Origin of the sequence: Paenibacillus sp. cl141a (assembly GCF_900109305.1) — a bacterium.
GTDB classification, from domain to species: domain Bacteria; phylum Bacillota; class Bacilli; order Paenibacillales; family Paenibacillaceae; genus Paenibacillus_AQ; species Paenibacillus_AQ lautus_A.
The window spans coordinates 362,207-380,855 of record NZ_FNZO01000001.1 but is presented as its reverse complement, the minus strand read 5'-3'; the positions used below and the strand labels follow the sequence as shown (position 1 = coordinate 380,855).

The window sequence follows — 18,649 nt, the reverse complement described above, 5'->3', positions numbered from 1 at the left end:
AAACACAAGTCAGCCACCTTCGCGAGCCATAGGATGCCCAGAATCAGAAGGGTTTAAAACGAAGAAAGCCACCGCCTTCGATGAAGGCAGTGGCCCTGAAATTAGGATAAGCAGCAGTTTACAAGGTAGACAGCATGTTACGGATAAAAGCAGCCTCGTTCTCGCTTGGAGCAACGAGCGGCAGGCGAACCCCGCCGACTTGATAGCCGCGTTCGTTCAAAGCGAATTTTACCGCCGCAGGATTCGGAAGCGGGTCAGGACATTCAAAGAGGCCTTTGAACAGAGGGAACAAGGATTGATGAAGCTTGGCAGCTTCCTTCACGTTCCCTTCCACGTAAGCTTCGATCATGTCCTTCATACGGGCACCTGCAATATGGCTGGCCACGCTTACGATTCCATAAGCACCTACCGACAATGCAGGCAATGCCGCGGAATCGTCGCCGGAATATACGATGAACCCTTCGGGAGCACCTGCGGCAATGCCGGTGACCTGGTCAATCGAAGCACATTCCTTGGTCGCAACGATGTTCGGAATTTGTGCCAGCCTCAAGGTGGTGGACGTGCTTAGACTGATTCCCGTTCTTCCAGGCACGTTATACAGCATGACGGGCAATGAGGTTGCCTCGGCAATCGCCTTAAAATGCTGGTAGAGTCCTTCCTGGTTCGGCTTGTTGTAGTATGGTGCGACAAGCAAAATGCCGTCGACGCCGCAGCTTTCGGCTTTTTTCGTCAATTCTGCAGAATGTGACGTATTGTTGCTGCCGGTGCCTGCGATAATCTTGCTCCGTCCGCCCGCCTGTTTCACAGCGAACTTAAACAATTCAAGCTTTTCGTCTTCGCTAAGCGTTGGCGATTCGCCGGTCGTTCCAGCAATGACCAGGGAATCCGACTTCTGTTCCACAATCAGGTGCTCAATCAATCTCGCAGTCTCGTCCCAATTGATCTGGCCGTTCTCATCAAAAGGGGTTACCATAGCCGTAATCAGTCTTCCGAAATCCACAATGATTCCTCCTTAAAGCATTCCCGCGCGGGAATGCTTCCTTCGTAAGTAATCTTATCTATATTATTTCCTATCAAACGTTTTAAGGGAATATCCGTCTTTAGTAACTTTATCGGTGAAGCTCAAATTTATGATGAAGGGCGCGCAGCGCTTGAGCCATATCCTCTTTTTTCACCAGTACCCATATCGTCGTATTCGAATCCGCGGATTGCAGAATCGGAATGTCGTGCTCGCTCAAGGATTCCACGATTTTGGCCATGATGCCCGGAACGCCGTTGATGCCGCCGCCAATGACGGACACTTTGGCGCAGCCGGATAAGCTTTTCGGTTTCAGGTCCAGGCTCTGCAGCACTTCGATCGCCTTCTCCGAATCGCTGTCAAACACCGTATAAAGCACTCCGGTAGGGGTAACATTAATAAAGTCCACGCTGATGGAATGCTCGGCCATCGATTTGAATACCTTCAGTTGAAGACCTTCCGTGCGATCGCATTCCACCGAGATTTGCGTTATGTTGCTTACATAGGCAACTCCCGTCACAAAGCGGTCCACGATTCCCGATTGAATATCTCTGAAGCCTTCAGGCTGGGTTACCAGCGTGCCCTCATTATCCGAGAAGGTCGACCGCACTCTGACCGGAATTTGGGATTGCATGGCAATCTCAACCGCTCTAGGATGAATGACCTTTGCCCCTTGATGAGCCATGTTGCAAATCTCCGTGTAACTCACGTAACTAAGCGGCTTCGCATCCTCGACGATGCGGGGATCCGCCGTTAGAATGCCGTTGACATCCGTGTAAATATCTACCATTTCCGCGCGAAGCGCGGCACCGAGCGCTGTAGCCGAAGTATCGCTTCCGCCTCTGCCCAGCGTGGTAAAGTCGCCGGAATCGGTCTGCCCCTGGAAGCCGGTTACGATGACAACCTGATGACTCTCCAACTCTTTCAAAACCCGTTCAGGTTTTACGTCCTTGATACGTGCATTTCCGAAGTGATCGTCTGTGAGAAATCCGGCTTGTGCACCCGTCAGCACCGTTGCGGTTATCCCCTCATGCTGAAGGAGACTGCACAGCGTTGAAGCCGAGATAATTTCACCGCAGCAGAGCAGCAGATCCCGTTCTCTGTCTGGAAGCGCGTTTCCGTTATGCCCGATCCAGTCCAGGAGCGTGTCTGTCGCATAAGGCTCCCCTCTGCGTCCCATAGCCGATACGACCACGACCAATTGGTAGTGATTGGCCAGTTCACGCTGGATGTGCCCAATAACATGGGTTCTTGCTTGCGGTGTAGACAATGAGGTGCCGCCGAATTTTTGAACTAAGATGCGCATAAAATATTCCTCCGTTTATATATGCCCAGGAGACGTAAATTGCGGGCCGACCGACTGAAACGGCCGGCTATTAAGCCTGGCCGTTCCGTTTGTTGATGATGATTTCTGCGATTTGAACAGCATTCCTTGCTGCACCCTTCCGAAGGTGATCTAGCGACGAACTCCAGATCATAGTCCTTCTTGAATTCAAGTACACGGATTTCGAATGCCCGTTAAACGACCGGGATGCGTAGACTAACAGCCGTCACTTCAATGGATTCGTCGCCCATCATTTTTTGGGTCTCGCGGACCATCTTCATATCTTTCAGGGTATAACCGATCTCTCTAAATTTATCGAGAATATTCTACGATCATCGGCTGGAGCTGTTTCCCTTCCAATGCCGCATAACAAGCTTCCGGAATCAGATTCATTTTGGCGACAAGCGAGTTCGGTTTCTGCTGCGGGTTATCCTGTCCGTAAGGGACGAAATAAATGTTTTTGGTAACCAGAAGCTTCGCGATGTTGGCCGCATTCAGTCCAAGGCCGTCATTCGTTGAGATCGCCAGCACCAGCGGTCTGCAATTCCTCATCTGCGCCTTGGCTGCCATTAAGACAGGACTGTCAGTCATCGCATTGGCCAGCTTGCTGGTCGTGTTTCCCGTGCAAGGGGCGATAACCAGGACGTCAAGCAGCTTGGATGGGCCCAACGGTTCCGCCTCCACAATTGTAGAAATAATATCATTCCCGGTTATATCTTTCAACTGTTTCTGCCAATTTTCCGATGTGCCGAATCGGGTATCGGTCGTCATGATGGTGCTCGATACAATCGGCACCACATTCGCTCCCCCGTCTTTGAATCGCTGGATCTGCGGCATCACTTCCTCGAGTGTGCAGTGCGATCCTGTCAGGGCATAACCTACTGTAATTCCATTCCAATTCATTTACGCATCCCCCCGAATCTTGATTTCTTCAGAAATCAGCTCCACCAGCGTGTTGGCCATGATGATGCCGGCTGTTTTTGGAGCCACGATTCCGGGTAGTCCGGGTGCGAGCATGGCTTTGATACCCCGTTTCTCGGCATAGCGAAAATCGCATCCGCCAGGTGCGGAGGCAAGGTCGATAATGACAGCCTCCCGAGGCATTTTCGAGATGATTTGTGCTGTGACTATCATAGTTGGAATCGTGTTAAAAAGCAAGTCAATATCCGACACATAAGAACCCAGATCCCTTACCAGGAAGGGCTTCCAGCCCATTTCCTCTGCTCTTGCGTAGTGCTCCGATTTACGTACCCCCATCCGAATTTTGGCACCCAGCCCCTGCAGGCTGCGAGCCATCGTAAATCCGGTCCGTCCCATCCCAAGCACCATGCTGGTAGATCCGTGGATCGTAAAATCCGTGTTTTGGATCGCCATCATGAGTGCGCCTTCGGCGGTCGGAATGGAATTATAAATAGCCACATCGTCCCTCTCCAAAATCTCTACCAGCTTGATCTTATATTTGTCACATAGCGAGCGCAAATAGGGTTTCGCCATGCCTGTATAGATCACTCCATGTCCCGGCATCGCCGCGATATGTTCCTCCTGCAGTCGCAGCGGCCCTTCCGAGAACAGCGCGCTGACACGTCCCTCATCATCACATCCCACTACAGGCAGGATCAGGGCATCGGCGTCCGATAACAGCTCTGGCGTAAGCGGCTCGCGAGTCACTCCCTGAAAAGAATCCTGCAGTTTCTCAAACCCGGCGATCATGACGGAGGCATCCATCTCAGCGCATTTGCGAATCACTTCAATTTGCCTTGCGTCTCCTCCAACAAAGACGGTCCGGACTCCAGTCAGCATGGAAGGCCTCGCTCCTTTCTTCAAACCAACGTATAAAGCATCTTATGCTGCCGCCTATGGGGAGGTGAGCGCATTTCCCTTAAACTACCGCCTTAACGCAGTAAATAACGTTAGGAGAGACAAGTCCGGCTCCATGTCCATCCTGCTTGTAGACCAACGGAAAAAACACCGCTCCGTTTCAACCGGAGCGGTGTTCATCTGATATCATGATCCTGATGATACCCATAAGCTTTCCATTAATATGGTTTATTTGCCTGTATGACCGAATCCGCCCGCTCCGCGTACCGTATCGGACAGTTCGTCAACTTCCGTAAACTCTACAGCAGGCACGGATTTGAACACCATTTGAGCAATCCGCTCATTACGCTCAATCGCAAAAGGCTCCTGTCCCAAGTTGACAAGCAACACCTTGACTTCCCCGCGATAATCGGCGTCAATCGTACCCGGAGCATTCAGGCAAGTAATGCCATGTTTGTAGGCGAGACCGCTGCGCGGACGAATTTGCGCCTCAAGCTCGGCCGGCATGGCAATCGCAAAACCCGTCGGGATTAATTTGCGTTCACCCGGGTTTAGCACCACCGGCTCTTGAACGGCAGCGTGCAGGTCGAATCCCGCGGCCAGCTCGGACATTTTCACCGGAAGTTTCACATCTTCATTTCCTGGCAATCTATTGATTTGAACGTAGTGCAACAAATTCATTCCTCCTAAGTACATTCAGTGCTTTATCTGAAGTTCCTACCATCGCTAGTGCATAGGGAGTCCCAAACATACGGTCAAGAACCGCGTTGACATCCTTCATGTCGACCTGTTCGATCCGTTGAATGATCTCGTCCAGACTGAAATGGCGGCCCAGCATCAATTCGTTCTTACCCAGGCGATTCATGCGGCTGCTCGTGCTCTCCAGGCTAAGGATGAGACTGCCCTTCAATTGTTCCTTTCCTTTGCGCAGCTCTTCCTCCGTCATCCCGTTCTGTGCCAAATCATGGAGCATTTCCGTGGTCAGCTGAAGCACTTCTTTTGTCTGTTTGGGCGCTGTGCCTGCATAGATGGTAAACATGCCGTTATCCGCGTGGGAACTGTGGTATGAATATACCGAGTACGCCAGCCCGCGCTTCTCCCGAATTTCCTGAAACAAGCGTGAGCTCATGCCGCCTCCAATGGCGTTATTCAGTAGAACCATCGCATACTGAAGCTCGTCGCCGATCGAGCAGCCGGGAAACGACATGCAGATATGATTTTGCTCCGTTTTCTTCTTGCGGAACTGCACGCCGTCCAAAAAGGCCGGTACCGCCAGCGTCTCCGGCGTTCCATGGTTGGCAAAGCCGCCAAAATGGCGCTCCAATAATTCAATCACTTCATCATTGATATTGCCGGCAAGGGCAATCACCGTGTTCTCAATGGTATAGTGCCGGTCCATGTAGGATCTCAGCGCTTGCGAATCCATCGATTCCAGCCGCTCCTTCGTGCCAAGAATCGGATAAGCAAGCGGGTGGTCACCGTACACTGACAACGACATCAGATCATGAACCAGATCATCCGGCGTATCTTCATACATCGCAATCTCTTCAAGAATGACATTCTTCTCCTTGGCTAACTCGCCCGCATCCAGCTTCGAATTGAAGAACATGTCGGACAGCACGTCAACGGCAATCGGAAAATGCTCATCCAGCACCTTGGCATAATAACACGTATATTCTTTGGACGTAAAAGCGTTGACGTTACCGCCGATGGCATCAAATTCTTCAGCAATGGCACGGGCGTCAAAGCGCTCCGTCCCTTTGAACATCATATGCTCTATAAAATGCGTAATCCCGTTGATGTCTTCCGATTCATTGCGGGATCCGGTTTTCACCCAAATGCCGAATGAAACCGAGCGACTTGTCGGGATTTGCTCCATAACCACTCTCAGGCCGTTAGACAATTGTATTTTTTTCACGAATAGGCCCCCCTAACTGTTCCATCAAAGGCTCACTTCGGCTGACTATCAGCCTCATGCCATCCATTCATTCTATCAAACTTTACCATGCGGCTCAACTTCCCTTTGGCATGATTCGCTCGGGTGAAAGCGTCTGGCTGACGGTCCCGATCTCCAGTCCCTTGGCCCGTATTCCGTCAATCATTCCTTTTAATGCTTGGGAAGAGGAGTCCGTTGGATGCATCAATATCAAAAATCCCGGCTCCACTTTCGATGTAATCTTCTGAACGACGGCATCCGGCGCCGGATGCTTCCAGTCGACCGTGTCAAGCGTCCACAGCACCGTCTTCAATCCTCTTGCATACGCGATGGATACGGTCTGCTGATTGAAATCGCCGGAAGGCGGTGCAAACCACTTATTGACAACACCCAGGCTTTCTTTAAGCAGATCCTGGGTCTTTGCGATTTCCATCTCCGCCCGTTCCCTGCTGAGACGGCTCATGTTCGGATGCGTAAAAGCATGATTCTCCACCTCATGGCCTCGTTTCACGATCTCGGCGGCCAACTCCGGGTTTTTCTTCAGCCAGCTGCCATCCAGGAAAAACGTAGTTTTCACTTTCTCCGCATCGAGTGTATTCAGCATCGGCACCAGAAATTCATTCCCCCACGCCACGTTAATCATCATCGATACCATCGGCTTGTTGGGGTTCCCTCGATAGATGGGTTGTTCCCCCAGATCATCGAGCGTGACTTTAGCCGGTATCTGCCGGTAAACGTAGGGAATGGCATCGCCGGCTTTACGTTTTTTCGACGATGCTGCTTTATATGTAGCTTCGATATCGACTTCGAGTCCATTGTATCCGGGAATCGCTTTCCACACCGAGTCCACCCTGGCATCCACCGGCTCGATACGCGATTTAGCCGCAGCAGCTTCAATTTGACCCAATAAATCCAGATCCACTGCCGTCTCTGAACCACTGACGAGATGCGCCTCCGGTTTGTTCTCCAGCCCCGATACGTATTTCCAAGCCCCGCTGAACACAGCAACAGCCGACACCATTGCGGCACCGGTCAGCAGTACGGCCATCTTTTTTCCATTCATGGGCATATCCACCCTCCCTAGAGAAGCTTTGTCCCATTTTATGTGCGATCTGACGGAAATATGTACCGAAACATGGGGTCTTAAGCCGTGAAAGCCTGACCCGGTGCTTATCCCGAAGCAAGAACATAGGATGTCCCGGCGTCTGATGAGCAAAAAAGAGCCAGAATGATAGGTTCTGCCTCTTTTCCTTCTATCGATATGCGGTTAAACCTGCAAGCGCGAATTAAGATCCGCTCTTGCTGGCTTCGGTTGTCAACACGGCTTTGCGAGACAGGTTAATCCGCCCCTGCTGGTCGATTTCGGTAACCTTAACGGTAATGACGTCACCGATTGCAACCACGTCCTCTACCTTCGCTACGCGCTCAGTCGAGAGTTGGGAGATATGAACAAGCCCGTCTTTGTTTGGCAGGATTTCAACAAATGCACCGAATTTCTCAATCCGTTTTACAGTACCTGTATAGATTTCGCCAACAGCTACCTCACGCACGATGCCTTCGATAATCGAAAGAGCCTTCTTGTTCATCTCATCGTTGGACGATGCGATGAATACGCGGCCGTCTTGTTCGATATCGATCTTCACGCCGGTCTCTTCGATGATTTTGTTGATGATTTTGCCGCCGGCCCCGATAACATCGCGGATTTTATCCGGATTGATCTGCATCGTAATGATCTTAGGCGCATATTGGGACAGCGTTTCTCTTGGCTTTTGAATGGCTTCCGCCATTTTTCCAAGGATGTGCATGCGTCCTTCTTTTGCCTGCTGCAGCGCTTCCTGCAAAATCGCGCGGTCGATGCCGTCGATCTTGATATCCATCTGAATGGCGGTAACCCCGTCAGGCGTACCTGCCACTTTGAAGTCCATGTCGCCGAGATGGTCTTCCATCCCTTGAATATCCGTCAAGATGGAAACATGGTCTCCGTCTTTAATCAAACCCATCGCCACGCCGGCTACAGGCGCTTTGATCGGCACCCCTGCGTCCATCATGGCAAGCGTGCTTGCGCAAATGCTCGCTTGGGATGTCGAACCGTTCGATTCAATAACCTCGGACACGAGGCGAATCGTGTACGGGAAGTCCACTTCATTCGGAATGACCTTCGATAATGCACGTTCACCCAGTGCACCGTGACCGATTTCACGACGGCCCGGAGCGCGAAGCGGACGCGCTTCCCCAACGCTGAACGGCGGGAAGTTATAATGGTGCATGAAACGCTTGGTCTCTTCCAGATCGATTCCATCGAGAATCTGTACATCGCCTAAAGCACCTAGTGTACATACGCTAAGGGCCTGGGTTTGTCCACGCGTAAACAGACCGGAGCCATGCGTTCTAGGCAGCAGGCTGGTATCGCAATCGATAGGACGGATCTCAGACAGACCGCGGCCGTCCGGACGAACTTTGTCATGCGTGATCAAACGGCGAACTTCCTCTTTCACGATATCGTGAAGGACCTCTTTAACATCCTTCAACAACTCGGGTGTCTCGATGTATTTCTCTTCGAATACGGTGTATGCTTCGTCGTTGATAGCGTCAATCGCATCCTGGCGAGCGTGTTTCTCCTCAATGCGAACGGCTTCAACAAGACGGGCTTCCGCAAATTCGCGCACTTCGCGATTCACGGTTTCATTGACCGCATGAAGCTTAACCGCCATTTTCTCTTTGCCGCAAGCTGCCACCAGCTCTTCGATCTTGGCTACGATTTTCTTGATTTCCTCGTGCCCGAACATGATCGCTTCCAGCATGACTTCCTCTGGAACTTCGTTCGCTTCGGCCTCGACCATCATGATCGCATCTTTGGTGCCGGCGACGACCAGATAAATATCGCTTGCTTCCTGCTCCGCAATGTTCGGGTTCACGACAAAGTTGCCGTCAACGCGACCCACCGCGACGCCGCCGATCGGACCGTTAAAAGGCACGTCCGAGATGCTCAATGCAGCGGAGGTGCCGATCATTGCCGCAATTTCCGGCTCGCAATCCTGATCAACGCTCATCACCAGATTCAGAACTTGAACGTCATTCCGGAATCCTTCGGGAAATAGCGGACGAATCGGACGGTCTGTCAGACGGCTGGCAAGAATCGCTTTCTCGCTTGGTCTGCCTTCGCGTTTGATGAATCCACCCGGAATTTTACCGACTGCGTACAAGCGCTCTTCATAGTTGACCGTCAATGGAAAGAAATCCAGATCCTTCGGTTCACTGGAAGCTGTCACCGTACACAGGACTGCCGTTTCGCCGTAACGAACCATAACAGCCGCATTAGCCTGCTTCGCAAGGCGCCCTGTTTCGAACACGAGGGGTCTTCCGCCAAGCTGCATTTCAACACGTGTTTCCATGTAATCCCTCCTCATGGGGATAAATTTTTTTTGAAATCCTAATCATCAGCATGTTTTTGCCAAACGCTGTCCACATTTCCCTAACCAGAGTCATCGAAGCGGTCGAATATCACGAACCTATGTACAGGAACAACCCGAACCGTATAGAAAACATTCTCCGTATAGATTGCCCCGGTTATACCATGAAGTGAAATTTAGCGAACAGACCACGCCTACCATCTAACAAGAATCTATATTAAGATAACCCCACAAAGTGGAGTTTAGGCTATGAAGCGTACGCAGTACTTTGTGGGAAGCTTTCGTAACGGTAAATTGTACAATACTTAGAAAAGAGCCCGGCTGTGCCGCTGTCGTTCCAAGAAGGACAGTGGACAACCAGGCTGTTTTCGGCACATCTTATGGATGATTAGCGACGCAATCCAAGCTTCTCGATCAAAGCACTGTAACGTTTAACATCCTTGTTTTTCAAGTATGCAAGCAACTTACGGCGTTGGCCGACCATTTTCAACAATCCGCGACGGGAATGATGATCCTTCTTGTGCGTACGCAAGTGGTCAGTCAAGTTCGTAATGTTTTCCGTTAGGATAGCGATTTGCACCTCTGGGGATCCTGTATCGGACTCATGAGTTTTGTGCTCGTCAATCAGTTGTTGTTTACGTTCTTGAGTCAATGCCATCCTGTTCACCTCCCTCATTATAATCGCCGTTGGCCCAGGTACCGACGGTGAGATCGAACATCCAAGCCAAGGTTAGAATTGCCCGATCCTCGGGCAACCTCTAAGAGTATAGCATACTTTACCTGAAAAAGAAAATCCGTTTGCGAACAATTTGTCCCAAAACGTTTTATTCGCTGACATTCAATATTTTGCGGGCCTCGACGGCATCTCGCTGAATCCATTCGACAAGCTCCTGAACCGATTCGAATTTATGCTCCTTGCGGATATATTGAACGATATCCACCGTCATGATCTGGTCGTACAGATCCCCTTCGAAATCAAATAGATGGACCTCGAAGATCGGTTCTGTAATCCCTTCGTGGAACGTCGGCTTCACGCCGACGTTCATGACGCCCGGAATCCAGTCGTGATGCTTATCCGTGCGAGCACGGACGGCATAGACGCCCAATGCAGGCGCCACGAACGGATCCGTCAATTCCAGGTTCGCGGTAGGAAAGCCGATCTTTCTTCCCCGCTTCTCCCCGTGAACGACCGTTCCGCGGATGTGGTAATTCCGTCCGAGCCAGCGGTTTGCGTCCGACAGCTGTCCAGTTTTCAAGGCAATCCGTATGGATGAACTTCCTACCTTCTCGCCGTCGACCAGGAATGGCGGTACCGTAACGACCGACATTTTGCCTTCGCCGAGTTCCTGAAGTTTAACTGCGTCTCCTGCGCCTTTATGGCCAAACCGGAAATCAAATCCAACCACCGCCGTTTGAAGATTCAAGGGAAAGAGCATTTCATCGACAAACGCTTCCGGACTTACTTGGGAAAATTCTTTATTAAACTCGACGACGTACAGAATATCGATGCCCATCTGCTCGAGCAGCTGCTGCTTGTCAGGCTGGGGAGTCAGATAGCCTTCGTAGCTCCCCTTACCGATCACGTCCTTCGGATGCGGATAAAAGGTAATGAGCGCGGCCGGCACTCCATTCTCCCGAGCAATGTTGACAGCGGTCGAAAGCACGCTGGCATGTCCCAGATGAAGACCGTCGAACTGACCGATTGCCGCTACCTTGGGCTCGACAGCTTCTCGTACGATGTCGGAAGATACAGGATAAGATAATGAAACAATCCTCATGATTTCTCACCTCCACTCACTAAATCCAGTCTTGCTTAGGAAAATACTTTCACGGGAACGATAGCGCCCGTCTCTTCCTGCCGCTTATAGATACCCAGAAAGTTTTCCTTTATATCGTACAAACGAATAGGCTCCGAACTGTCGACGGCCGGTTCTACCGCCTTGGAGGACAAGCGTTGCCCCTTCAGCGCGGCCTCCGCCTTCTCTTCGGAAACCGTATGCTTTGCCAGATGATGAATCGCTTGATCCACCGGAATAAGCCGGGTTTGCAGCGTTTCATCCTTCATGAACTGCTCAATTTGCTCCAGGGTCAAGCACTGCGCCTCGGTGATTCCCGCCGATATCGTACGTACCAGCTTAACCATGACGGATGGCAGGCCGAGCTTCCTCCCGATATCCACACAAAGCGTGCGGATGTATGTACCTTTGGAGCACAGTACACGGAAAGAAATTTCCGTATACTCCCCTTCCGCATCAAAGTCCGTCATCTCGATTTCATGAATCGTTACGGTACGGCTTTTGCGCTCCACCGTCTTGCCTTCTCTGGCAAGCTCGTACAATCGTTTGCCGTTGATTTTGACGGCGGAGTACATAGGAGGAACCTGAGAGATTTGGCCTGTAAAAGATTGCAGCGCTTCAAGCGCCTCGTCTCTGGTCACGCGGACCTCATTCGCAGTCTCCACCACATTCCCGGTAATATCCTCGGTATCGGTCGAGTATCCAAGGCGGAGGACCGCATGATACTCTTTAGGCAGCTCCTGCAGATATTCGACGACCCGTGTGGCTCTCCCTAAGCATAACGGAAGCACGCCCGTCACTTCAGGGTCCAGCGTCCCGGTATGTCCGATCCGCTTCAAACGAACCATCCCCCGAACTTTGGCCACCACATCGTGGGAGGTCCATCCGGCCGGTTTGTGAACGGCCAAGATGCCTTCTAATTGCGTCATAGCTTTAATCTCACCTGCTCTACTACTTTAGGGATGATGTCTTGAAGGGAGCCTTCCAAGCTGCACCCTGCCGCCCGGACATGGCCGCCACCGCCAAAAATTTGGGCCAATGCGGCAACATCCACTTTGCCGGCTGAACGCAAACTCGCCTTGACCATTCCGGATTTCAGCGATTTGAACAGAATCCCGACTTCGACTCCCTGAATGTTCCGGGGATAATTGACGATCCCTTCAAGATCCTCGCTAACGGCACCGCATAATTCCATATGCTCGGGGGTTACGTACACCCAGGCTATTTTACCGTCATCCGACAGACTCAACGTGTTTAATGCCTGAACCAACACCCTCATCTGCGGGAGCGTCATTTCCTCAAGCAGCGTTTCCGCAATTTCGGGGCCGTTCACGCCATAGGATAACAGATCGGAAGCCATGCTCATGACCTTGGGCGACGTATTGGAATAACGAAAACCGCCGGTATCCGTTAACAATCCGGTATATATCGCAGTCGCGATTTCGGCATCCCAATCGATTTCAAACAAATTCAGCAAATCATAAAGGATTTCTGCGGTTGCAGCCGCCTCGGGCACAACCAGGTTAACGGCTCCATAACGATCATTCGTTGGATGATGGTCAATATTAACGATGTTTGCATGATCGGCAAACACCTGCTGCGTATAACCTACTCTCGCAAAATCCGCGCAATCCACGCAAATGACGTTTGAAAACGTCCTTCCCGGCTGCTGTTCGGACAGATTGAGAATGTCTTCCGCATGCCACAGCTTTTTCATGCGCTTCGGGATGGGCCCCTCGTTGATCATCGTGAATTTCTTGCCCAGACATGAGAGAAGCCAGCCCACCGCAAGGGTGGAACTGACTGCATCTCCATCGGGCTGAACATGCGACACAACCAAATAATCATCGTGCTCCAGCAGAAACGACTTCACCTGCTGCAGCTCTTGTTCATAGGTCTGCATTCGCCCTCTCCTTTATAAACAAAAACTACTCTATTTCTCTTCGCGATCCACGATTTCGGTCAGCAGCTTCTCAATATGGCTGCCATATGCAATGGACTCGTCGAATTTGAAGATCAGTTCCGGAACATGCCGGAGACGAATCCGCTTGCCCAGCTCGGAGCGGAGAAAGCCGCTTGCCTTCTCCAGCCCTTTCAAGGACGCCGCCTTCTGCTCGTCGTCGCCGAGCACGCTCAGGTATACCTTCGCTTGGGACAGGTCGTTGGTTACATCTACGCCGGTCACGGTAATAAAACCGATTCTCGGGTCTTTCAATTCCGTTTGGATCAGTTGGCTGAGCTCTTTTTTAATCTGCTCGCCTACGCGCCCAGTTCTGATTTTTGCCATGGTCTGATCACCTCATTCGTTAGCGCTCTACCGTCTCCATGATGAAGGCTTCGATTACGTCCCCTTCTTTGACGTCGCTATAGCCTACCAAAGTAATACCGCACTCGTAACCCTGTGCCACTTCTTTAGCGTCATCTTTAAAGCGCTTGAGGGAATCGATCTTGCCTTCATGAACGACAATGCCGTCACGGATCAAGCGAGCTTCTGCGTTACGCGTAATTTTACCGGATGTCACCATACATCCTGCAATCGTACCCACTTTGCTCACTTTAAAGGTGTTGCGGACTTCCGCATGACCGATCACGGATTCTTTATACTCCGGATCGAGCATCCCCTTCATAGCTTGCTCAATTTCCTCGATTACATTATATATTACACGGTGCAGACGGATATCAACCTTCTCCTGCTCGGCGGTTTGCTTCGCTTGAACGTCAGGACGAACGTTAAACCCGATTACGATCGCGTTGGAGGCAGCTGCCAAAATAATATCGGATTCGGTGATGGCACCGGCACCGCTATGAATAATCTTGACGCGCACGCCTTCCACTTCGATTTTGTTCAAGGAGCCTTTCAGCGCCTCGACGGAACCTTGCACGTCACCTTTGATAATCACGTTAAGATCCTTGATCTCGCCGTCTTTAATGTGCTGGAAGAGATCATCCAGCGTCACCCGCGTATTCGTGTTCAATTCGGACTGACGATGGGTAATCGCACGCTTATCCGCGATATTACGCGCTTTACGCTCATCCTCGAACACCATGAACGGATCGCCGGCGCCCGGAACTTCAGTCAAACCGGTAATTTCGACCGGCGTAGATGGTCCGGCTTCTTTTAAACGACGGCCTTTATCGTTCACCATGGCGCGAATACGTCCAAAGCAGTTGCCGGCTACGAAGGCGTCGCCCACTTTTAACGTACCATGCTGAACGAGGATGCGTGCTACCGGGCCTCTACCTTTATCCAGCTCAGCCTCAATCACGGTACCGCGAGCACGCTTGTCAGGGTTGGCTTTGTATTCGTTCACTTCGGCTACCAGAAGGATCATTTCAAGCAGGTCTTCCAGACCCATCCGCTGTTTCGCCGAAACGTTTACGAAGATGGTGTCTCCGCCCCACTCTTCAGGCACTAACTCGTATTCCGTCAATTCTTGTTTCACTTTATCCGGATTTGCCTCCGGTTTATCGATTTTGTTTACGGCAACGATGATTGGCAAGCCTGCTGCTTTTGCATGGTTAATGGCTTCCACGGTCTGAGGCATCACGCCGTCGTCGGCCGCGACCACGATGATTGTCATATCCGTTACTTGCGCACCACGGGCACGCATGGCCGTGAACGCTTCGTGGCCCGGTGTATCGAGGAACGTGATCTTCTTGTTGTTGATCTCGACTTGGTAAGCACCGATATGCTGGGTAATACCGCCAGCTTCCCCGCCCGTTACGTTCGTGGAACGGATCGCATCCAGCAGCGTCGTTTTACCGTGGTCAACGTGTCCCATAATGGTAACGACCGGCGGACGCTCTTTCAGTTCTTCCGGAGCATCGTTTTCTTCTACGGTCTCAAAACGATCTTCTTCAACCGGGATTTTCACTTCGACTTCTACACCAAACTCGCCAGCGAGCAGCAGAATCGTATCGATATCCAGCTCCTGGTTGATGGTGGCCATCACGCCGAGGAAAATCAGCTTCTTGATGACTTCGGAAGCGTCCTTATGAAGCAGCTTCGCCGTTTCACCGACGGTCATGTTGCCACGGACGATAATTTTCTTCGGCGTGTTGTCGATTTTCTCACGAGGCGGCTGCTGGTTATGTTGATTCCGGCCGCGGTTGTTCTTGCCGCCGCGATTGTTGCCACGGAATCCTCCTTGACGATTGTTGTCATCAAAACGTTTGGAATCTTGACGATTGTTATTGTTGCTTCGGGAACCGCGGTTTTGCCCATTATTGTTGTTGGAGCCTGAAAAACCGCCTCCGGTTCCGCCCTGTTTGTTCTGAGGACGTGATCCGCCTTGGGTGTTACTACCTTGCGGACGCGATCCGCCCTGATTATTGCCTTGCGGACGCCCGCCGCCTTGACCTCCGCCTTGTGGACGGGATCCGGTCTGCGTGCTGCCGCCAGGTCTTGCGCCTTGGCTGCGATTATTCTGCTGGCTTCCTTGTGCGGAGCCAGATTGGTTTCTTCGGGTATCCTGCCCTCCTTGGGGACGCTGGGAACCTGAAGCATGTTGTGTGTTTGAATTCGTTCTACTATTCATACCTACCTGCTTTTCCTGTTGTTTTTTGGGCTGGCTTTGACCTTGTTGTCCTGATACTCGTTGTCCTGAATGACGCGAACCGTCCTGCCCATTACGGTTGCCGTCTGCACTCACGTTAGTGGAAGTGCCTTCTGTTTTAGCATTGGATACGGATGCGGCTGCACTCGCTCCGGAACCCGAAGGTTTGCGGCTCTCGGTTCGGGGAGCTTCGCCACTGTCCCGCTTGGCTGCCGCATTCGATTTGATATCTTTGAAGAACTGCTCTACCTTGGACACCGTATCGTTTTCCATTACGCTCATGTGGTTATTGACCGGAACGTTCAAACGCTTAAGTATCGTGATAATTTCTTTACTGCTCATGTTCAACGATTTAGCATATTCGTACACTCGAAGTTTATTGTCTTTGTTTTCCTGTTTACTCAATATACTCCACCTCCGACATTGTCTCCATTTTCTTGGAGATCATTTCTGCGAATCCTTGATCCGTAACTGCCAGCACAACCCGCTCGGGTTTACCTACACTTGTGCCCAGACTTTCCCGGTCAAATCCGATTACCAGAGGGATATTGTAAGAACCGCATTTGTCGCGGAACTTCTTTGTTGTATTATCTGAGGCGTCACCCGCCAGAATAACCAATTTTGCTTCAGAAGACCGGATGGCTTTGAGCACGATCTCATCTCCGGTAACCACCTTGCCTGCCCTCATGGCCAGGCCGAGCTGAGAAAGCGCCCTATTCATCATCGGCAGCACTCTCTTTTGCAGCCAGGAATTCATCCTCAACCTTGATGAAATCCTGTGCCAACTGTTCGTAGATCTCAGGCTTCACATGTTGTTTCAACGCTCGATCCAGTGCTTTATTTTTGTGTGCCAGCTTGAAGCAGGAAACCTTGCCGCATAGATACGCTCCCCGTCCCGACTTTTTGCCGGTGAGATCGATCAGGACAGCGTCATCGGGAGTCCTGACAATCCGGATGAGCTCTTTCTTCGGCATCATTTCCTGACACGCCACACATTTACGCAGCGGTATCTTTCTCTGTTTCAAGACGACAACCCCCCGTCATTTGGAATTAATCGACAGAGACGGAATCCTGGTGCATTTCACCTGATTGGGACTTCGGTCTGCCAAATTCCTGCTCCGCCTGACTTTCGCTCTTAATATCAATCTTCCAGCCGGTCAGCTTCGCCGCGAGACGAGCATTCTGGCCTTTGATCCCTATCGCCAGCGAGAGTTGGTAATCCGGAACGATTACGCGCGCCATCTTCTCATCTTCAAACACTTGAACTTCAAGCACTTTGGATGGGCTCAGCGCATTGGCCACGTATTCTTCGACCTGGTCGGAATAACGCACGATGTCGATTTTTTCGCCGCGAAGCTCATTGACGATCGTTTGTACGCGCAATCCCTTAGGCCCTACGCAAGAGCCGACCGGATCGACTTCATCGTTGCGGGAATACACCGCAATTTTGGAGCGGAATCCTGCTTCGCGAGCAACCGAGCGAATTTCCACGACGCCGTCGAAAATTTCCGGCACTTCCAGCTCGAACAGCCGCTTCAAAAGGCCCGGATGCGTACGGGACAGCATAATCTGCGGCCCTTTGGTTGTGTTCTCAACCTTCGTAATGTACGCTTTGATCCGGTCGCCGTGCTTGAACTTCTCGTTAGGCATAAGCTCGGTAAGCGGAAGCGCCGCTTCGATCTTGCCAAGGTCGATATAGATGTTGCGCAAATCCTGACGCTGCAGCGTCCCCGTAACGATATCGTCTTCCTTGTCAATAAAAGCGCTGTAGATCAGGCCGCGTTCGGCTTCTCTAATGCGCTGGGTAACAACCTGCTTTGCCGTTTGAGCTGCGATCCGTCCGAAATCACGCGGCGTAACCTCGATTTCCGCTATATCTTCGATCTGAAAATGCGGATTGATCTCGCGTGCGGCATGCAGCGAAATTTCAGTCCGCGGATCCAGAACCTCGTCCACGATCAGCTTCCGTGCGAACACCTTGATAACACCCGTGTTGCGATTCATGTCTACCCGTACATTTTGCGCCGTGTTGAAATTGCGTTTGTAACTTGAGATCAGTGCCGCTTCAATGGCTTCAAACAGCACATCCTTGCTGATGCCCTTCTCTCTTTCCAACTCATTCATCGCTTCAATAAAATCCATACTCATTGAAAATCGGTTCCCCCTTTCAAAACTTCCGTTTAAAAAATGATGGCCAATCTGGCACTGGCTACTTTTGCATATGGAATCACGTGCTGCTTCTTCGCCGTCTGAATGACAAGCTCCTCGTTATCAAAGGTTTCCAGCTTGCCTTCGAACTCCTTCAACCCGTTAATCGGCTCGTATACCGTAACAAACACGTTCTTGCCGACTGACTTCGCAACATCCTCTTTTTTCTTCAGGGGACGTTCCGCGCCAGGTGAAGAGACTTCAAGAAAATAAGCCGTCGGAATCGGATCGTTCTCGTCCAGCTTCTGGCTCAGGTATTCACTGATTAAACCGCAATCGTCGATGTCAATGCCGCCGTCTTTATCAACAAACACGCGCAAGAACCAGTTGCTTCCTTCCTTAACGTATTCCACATCTACCAGTTCAAAGCCGTGTTCGTCCAAATACGGCTGCACCATTTCTTCCACAGTCGTTTTAATCTTTGATGTGCTCAAAGAACATAACCTCCAAGTTGATTTCCTATATACCAAAGAGTAAAGAGTGGGTTGCCCCACTCTTTACACAACGGTTTTATCTCCATGATTACCAAAAAAATTATAACATAGTCTGGTAATAGTGACAAGTATGACTCCTTGACTGTCAA

General features: G+C 51.1%; 18 protein-coding genes. All 18 read right to left on the bottom strand.

The window, feature by feature from the left end; all coding sequences use genetic code 11:
* Positions 1-118: 118 nt before the first annotated feature.
* The 18 genes from dapA to rimP all read right to left on the bottom strand — a co-directional run bounded on the left by dapA (position 119) and on the right by rimP (position 18,500).
* The gene (gene dapA, locus BMX45_RS01815; protein WP_090908231.1) at positions 119-1,000 is read right to left on the bottom strand and encodes a 4-hydroxy-tetrahydrodipicolinate synthase; all 882 of its coding nucleotides are present in this window, start codon (positions 998-1,000) and stop codon (positions 119-121) included.
* Positions 1,001-1,109: 109 nt separating this feature from the next.
* Positions 1,110-2,324, bottom strand: coding sequence for an aspartate kinase (dapG, locus tag BMX45_RS01810; protein WP_015736294.1), 1,215 nt, complete (start codon positions 2,322-2,324; stop codon positions 1,110-1,112).
* A gap of 330 nt (positions 2,325-2,654) precedes the next feature.
* Positions 2,655-3,245: a dipicolinate synthase subunit B gene (locus BMX45_RS01805; RefSeq protein WP_009594715.1), complete on the bottom strand. Its 591-nt coding sequence runs from the start codon at positions 3,243-3,245 to the stop codon at positions 2,655-2,657.
* On the bottom strand, positions 3,246-4,142 hold the full coding sequence (gene dpsA / locus BMX45_RS01800) for a dipicolinate synthase subunit DpsA (protein ID WP_015736295.1): 897 nt from the start codon (positions 4,140-4,142) through the stop codon (positions 3,246-3,248).
* A 246-nt stretch (positions 4,143-4,388) separates the two neighbouring features.
* Entirely contained in the window at positions 4,389-4,835 is a 447-nt protein-coding gene (gene dut / locus BMX45_RS01795) for a dUTP diphosphatase (RefSeq protein ID WP_015736296.1), read from the bottom strand.
* Positions 4,810-6,078: a M16 family metallopeptidase gene (locus BMX45_RS01790; RefSeq protein ID WP_090908230.1), complete on the bottom strand. Its 1,269-nt coding sequence runs from the start codon at positions 6,076-6,078 to the stop codon at positions 4,810-4,812. Before BMX45_RS01790 ends, dut begins: the two co-directional genes overlap by 26 nt.
* A gap of 94 nt (positions 6,079-6,172) precedes the next feature.
* A complete protein-coding gene (locus tag BMX45_RS01785) occupies positions 6,173-7,165 on the bottom strand; it encodes a polysaccharide deacetylase family protein (protein ID WP_090908229.1) in 993 nt (330 codons plus the stop codon).
* Positions 7,166-7,382: 217 nt separating this feature from the next.
* Positions 7,383-9,488: a polyribonucleotide nucleotidyltransferase gene (gene pnp / locus BMX45_RS01780; RefSeq protein ID WP_015736299.1), complete on the bottom strand. Its 2,106-nt coding sequence runs from the start codon at positions 9,486-9,488 to the stop codon at positions 7,383-7,385.
* A 406-nt stretch (positions 9,489-9,894) separates the two neighbouring features.
* Positions 9,895-10,164 (bottom strand): 30S ribosomal protein S15, encoded by a 270-nt coding sequence (gene rpsO / locus BMX45_RS01775; protein WP_006211281.1) that lies wholly within the window; start codon positions 10,162-10,164, stop codon positions 9,895-9,897.
* A gap of 166 nt (positions 10,165-10,330) precedes the next feature.
* Positions 10,331-11,284: a bifunctional riboflavin kinase/FAD synthetase gene (locus tag BMX45_RS01770; RefSeq protein ID WP_090908228.1), complete on the bottom strand. Its 954-nt coding sequence runs from the start codon at positions 11,282-11,284 to the stop codon at positions 10,331-10,333.
* Between the two features lie 35 nt (positions 11,285-11,319).
* Entirely contained in the window at positions 11,320-12,231 is a 912-nt protein-coding gene (gene truB / locus BMX45_RS01765; protein ID WP_090908227.1) for a tRNA pseudouridine(55) synthase TruB, read from the bottom strand.
* Entirely contained in the window at positions 12,228-13,205 is a 978-nt protein-coding gene (locus BMX45_RS01760) for a DHH family phosphoesterase (RefSeq protein ID WP_090908226.1), read from the bottom strand. The genes truB and BMX45_RS01760 overlap by 4 nt, the downstream gene beginning before the upstream one ends.
* Positions 13,206-13,235: 30 nt before the next feature.
* Positions 13,236-13,589, bottom strand: a complete 354-nt coding sequence (gene rbfA / locus BMX45_RS01755; RefSeq protein WP_090908225.1) for a 30S ribosome-binding factor RbfA — start codon at positions 13,587-13,589, stop codon at positions 13,236-13,238.
* 19 nt (positions 13,590-13,608) lie between these two features.
* Entirely contained in the window at positions 13,609-16,263 is a 2,655-nt protein-coding gene (infB, locus tag BMX45_RS01750) for a translation initiation factor IF-2 (protein ID WP_090908224.1), read from the bottom strand.
* Positions 16,256-16,579 (bottom strand): YlxQ family RNA-binding protein, encoded by a 324-nt coding sequence (locus tag BMX45_RS01745; protein WP_175320809.1) that lies wholly within the window; start codon positions 16,577-16,579, stop codon positions 16,256-16,258. Before BMX45_RS01745 ends, infB begins: the two co-directional genes overlap by 8 nt.
* Positions 16,572-16,883: an RNase P modulator RnpM gene (locus BMX45_RS01740; protein ID WP_009594698.1), complete on the bottom strand. Its 312-nt coding sequence runs from the start codon at positions 16,881-16,883 to the stop codon at positions 16,572-16,574. Before BMX45_RS01740 ends, BMX45_RS01745 begins: the two co-directional genes overlap by 8 nt.
* A gap of 25 nt (positions 16,884-16,908) precedes the next feature.
* Entirely contained in the window at positions 16,909-18,006 is a 1,098-nt protein-coding gene (gene nusA, locus BMX45_RS01735) for a transcription termination factor NusA (RefSeq protein WP_009594773.1), read from the bottom strand.
* Positions 18,007-18,038: 32 nt separating this feature from the next.
* The gene (gene rimP / locus BMX45_RS01730) at positions 18,039-18,500 is read right to left on the bottom strand and encodes a ribosome maturation factor RimP (RefSeq protein ID WP_090908223.1); all 462 of its coding nucleotides are present in this window, start codon (positions 18,498-18,500) and stop codon (positions 18,039-18,041) included.
* Between the last annotated feature and the right edge of the window lie 149 nt (positions 18,501-18,649).

Excerpts from the sequence above, each read along its gene's own strand:
- dpsA (WP_015736295.1), bottom strand. The coding sequence starts at position 4,142 with ATGCTGACTGGAGTCCGGACCGTCTTTGTTGGAGGAGACGCAAGGCAA.
- BMX45_RS01745 (WP_175320809.1), bottom strand. The coding sequence starts at position 16,579 with ATGAATAGGGCGCTTTCTCAGCTCGGCCTGGCCATGAGGGCAGGCAAG.
- BMX45_RS01785 (WP_090908229.1), bottom strand. The coding sequence starts at position 7,165 with ATGCCCATGAATGGAAAAAAGATGGCCGTACTGCTGACCGGTGCCGCA.
- BMX45_RS01770 (WP_090908228.1), bottom strand. The coding sequence starts at position 11,284 with ATGAGGATTGTTTCATTATCTTATCCTGTATCTTCCGACATCGTACGA.
- rbfA (WP_090908225.1), bottom strand. The coding sequence starts at position 13,589 with ATGGCAAAAATCAGAACTGGGCGCGTAGGCGAGCAGATTAAAAAAGAG.
- rpsO (WP_006211281.1), bottom strand. The coding sequence starts at position 10,164 with ATGGCATTGACTCAAGAACGTAAACAACAACTGATTGACGAGCACAAA.
- pnp (WP_015736299.1), bottom strand. The coding sequence starts at position 9,488 with ATGGAAACACGTGTTGAAATGCAGCTTGGCGGAAGACCCCTCGTGTTC.
- truB (WP_090908227.1), bottom strand. The coding sequence starts at position 12,231 with ATGACGCAATTAGAAGGCATCTTGGCCGTTCACAAACCGGCCGGATGG.
- dapG (WP_015736294.1), bottom strand. The coding sequence starts at position 2,324 with ATGCGCATCTTAGTTCAAAAATTCGGCGGCACCTCATTGTCTACACCG.
- nusA (WP_009594773.1), bottom strand. The coding sequence starts at position 18,006 with ATGAGTATGGATTTTATTGAAGCGATGAATGAGTTGGAAAGAGAGAAG.
- BMX45_RS01760 (WP_090908226.1), bottom strand. The coding sequence starts at position 13,205 with ATGCAGACCTATGAACAAGAGCTGCAGCAGGTGAAGTCGTTTCTGCTG.
- BMX45_RS01805 (WP_009594715.1), bottom strand. The coding sequence starts at position 3,245 with ATGAATTGGAATGGAATTACAGTAGGTTATGCCCTGACAGGATCGCAC.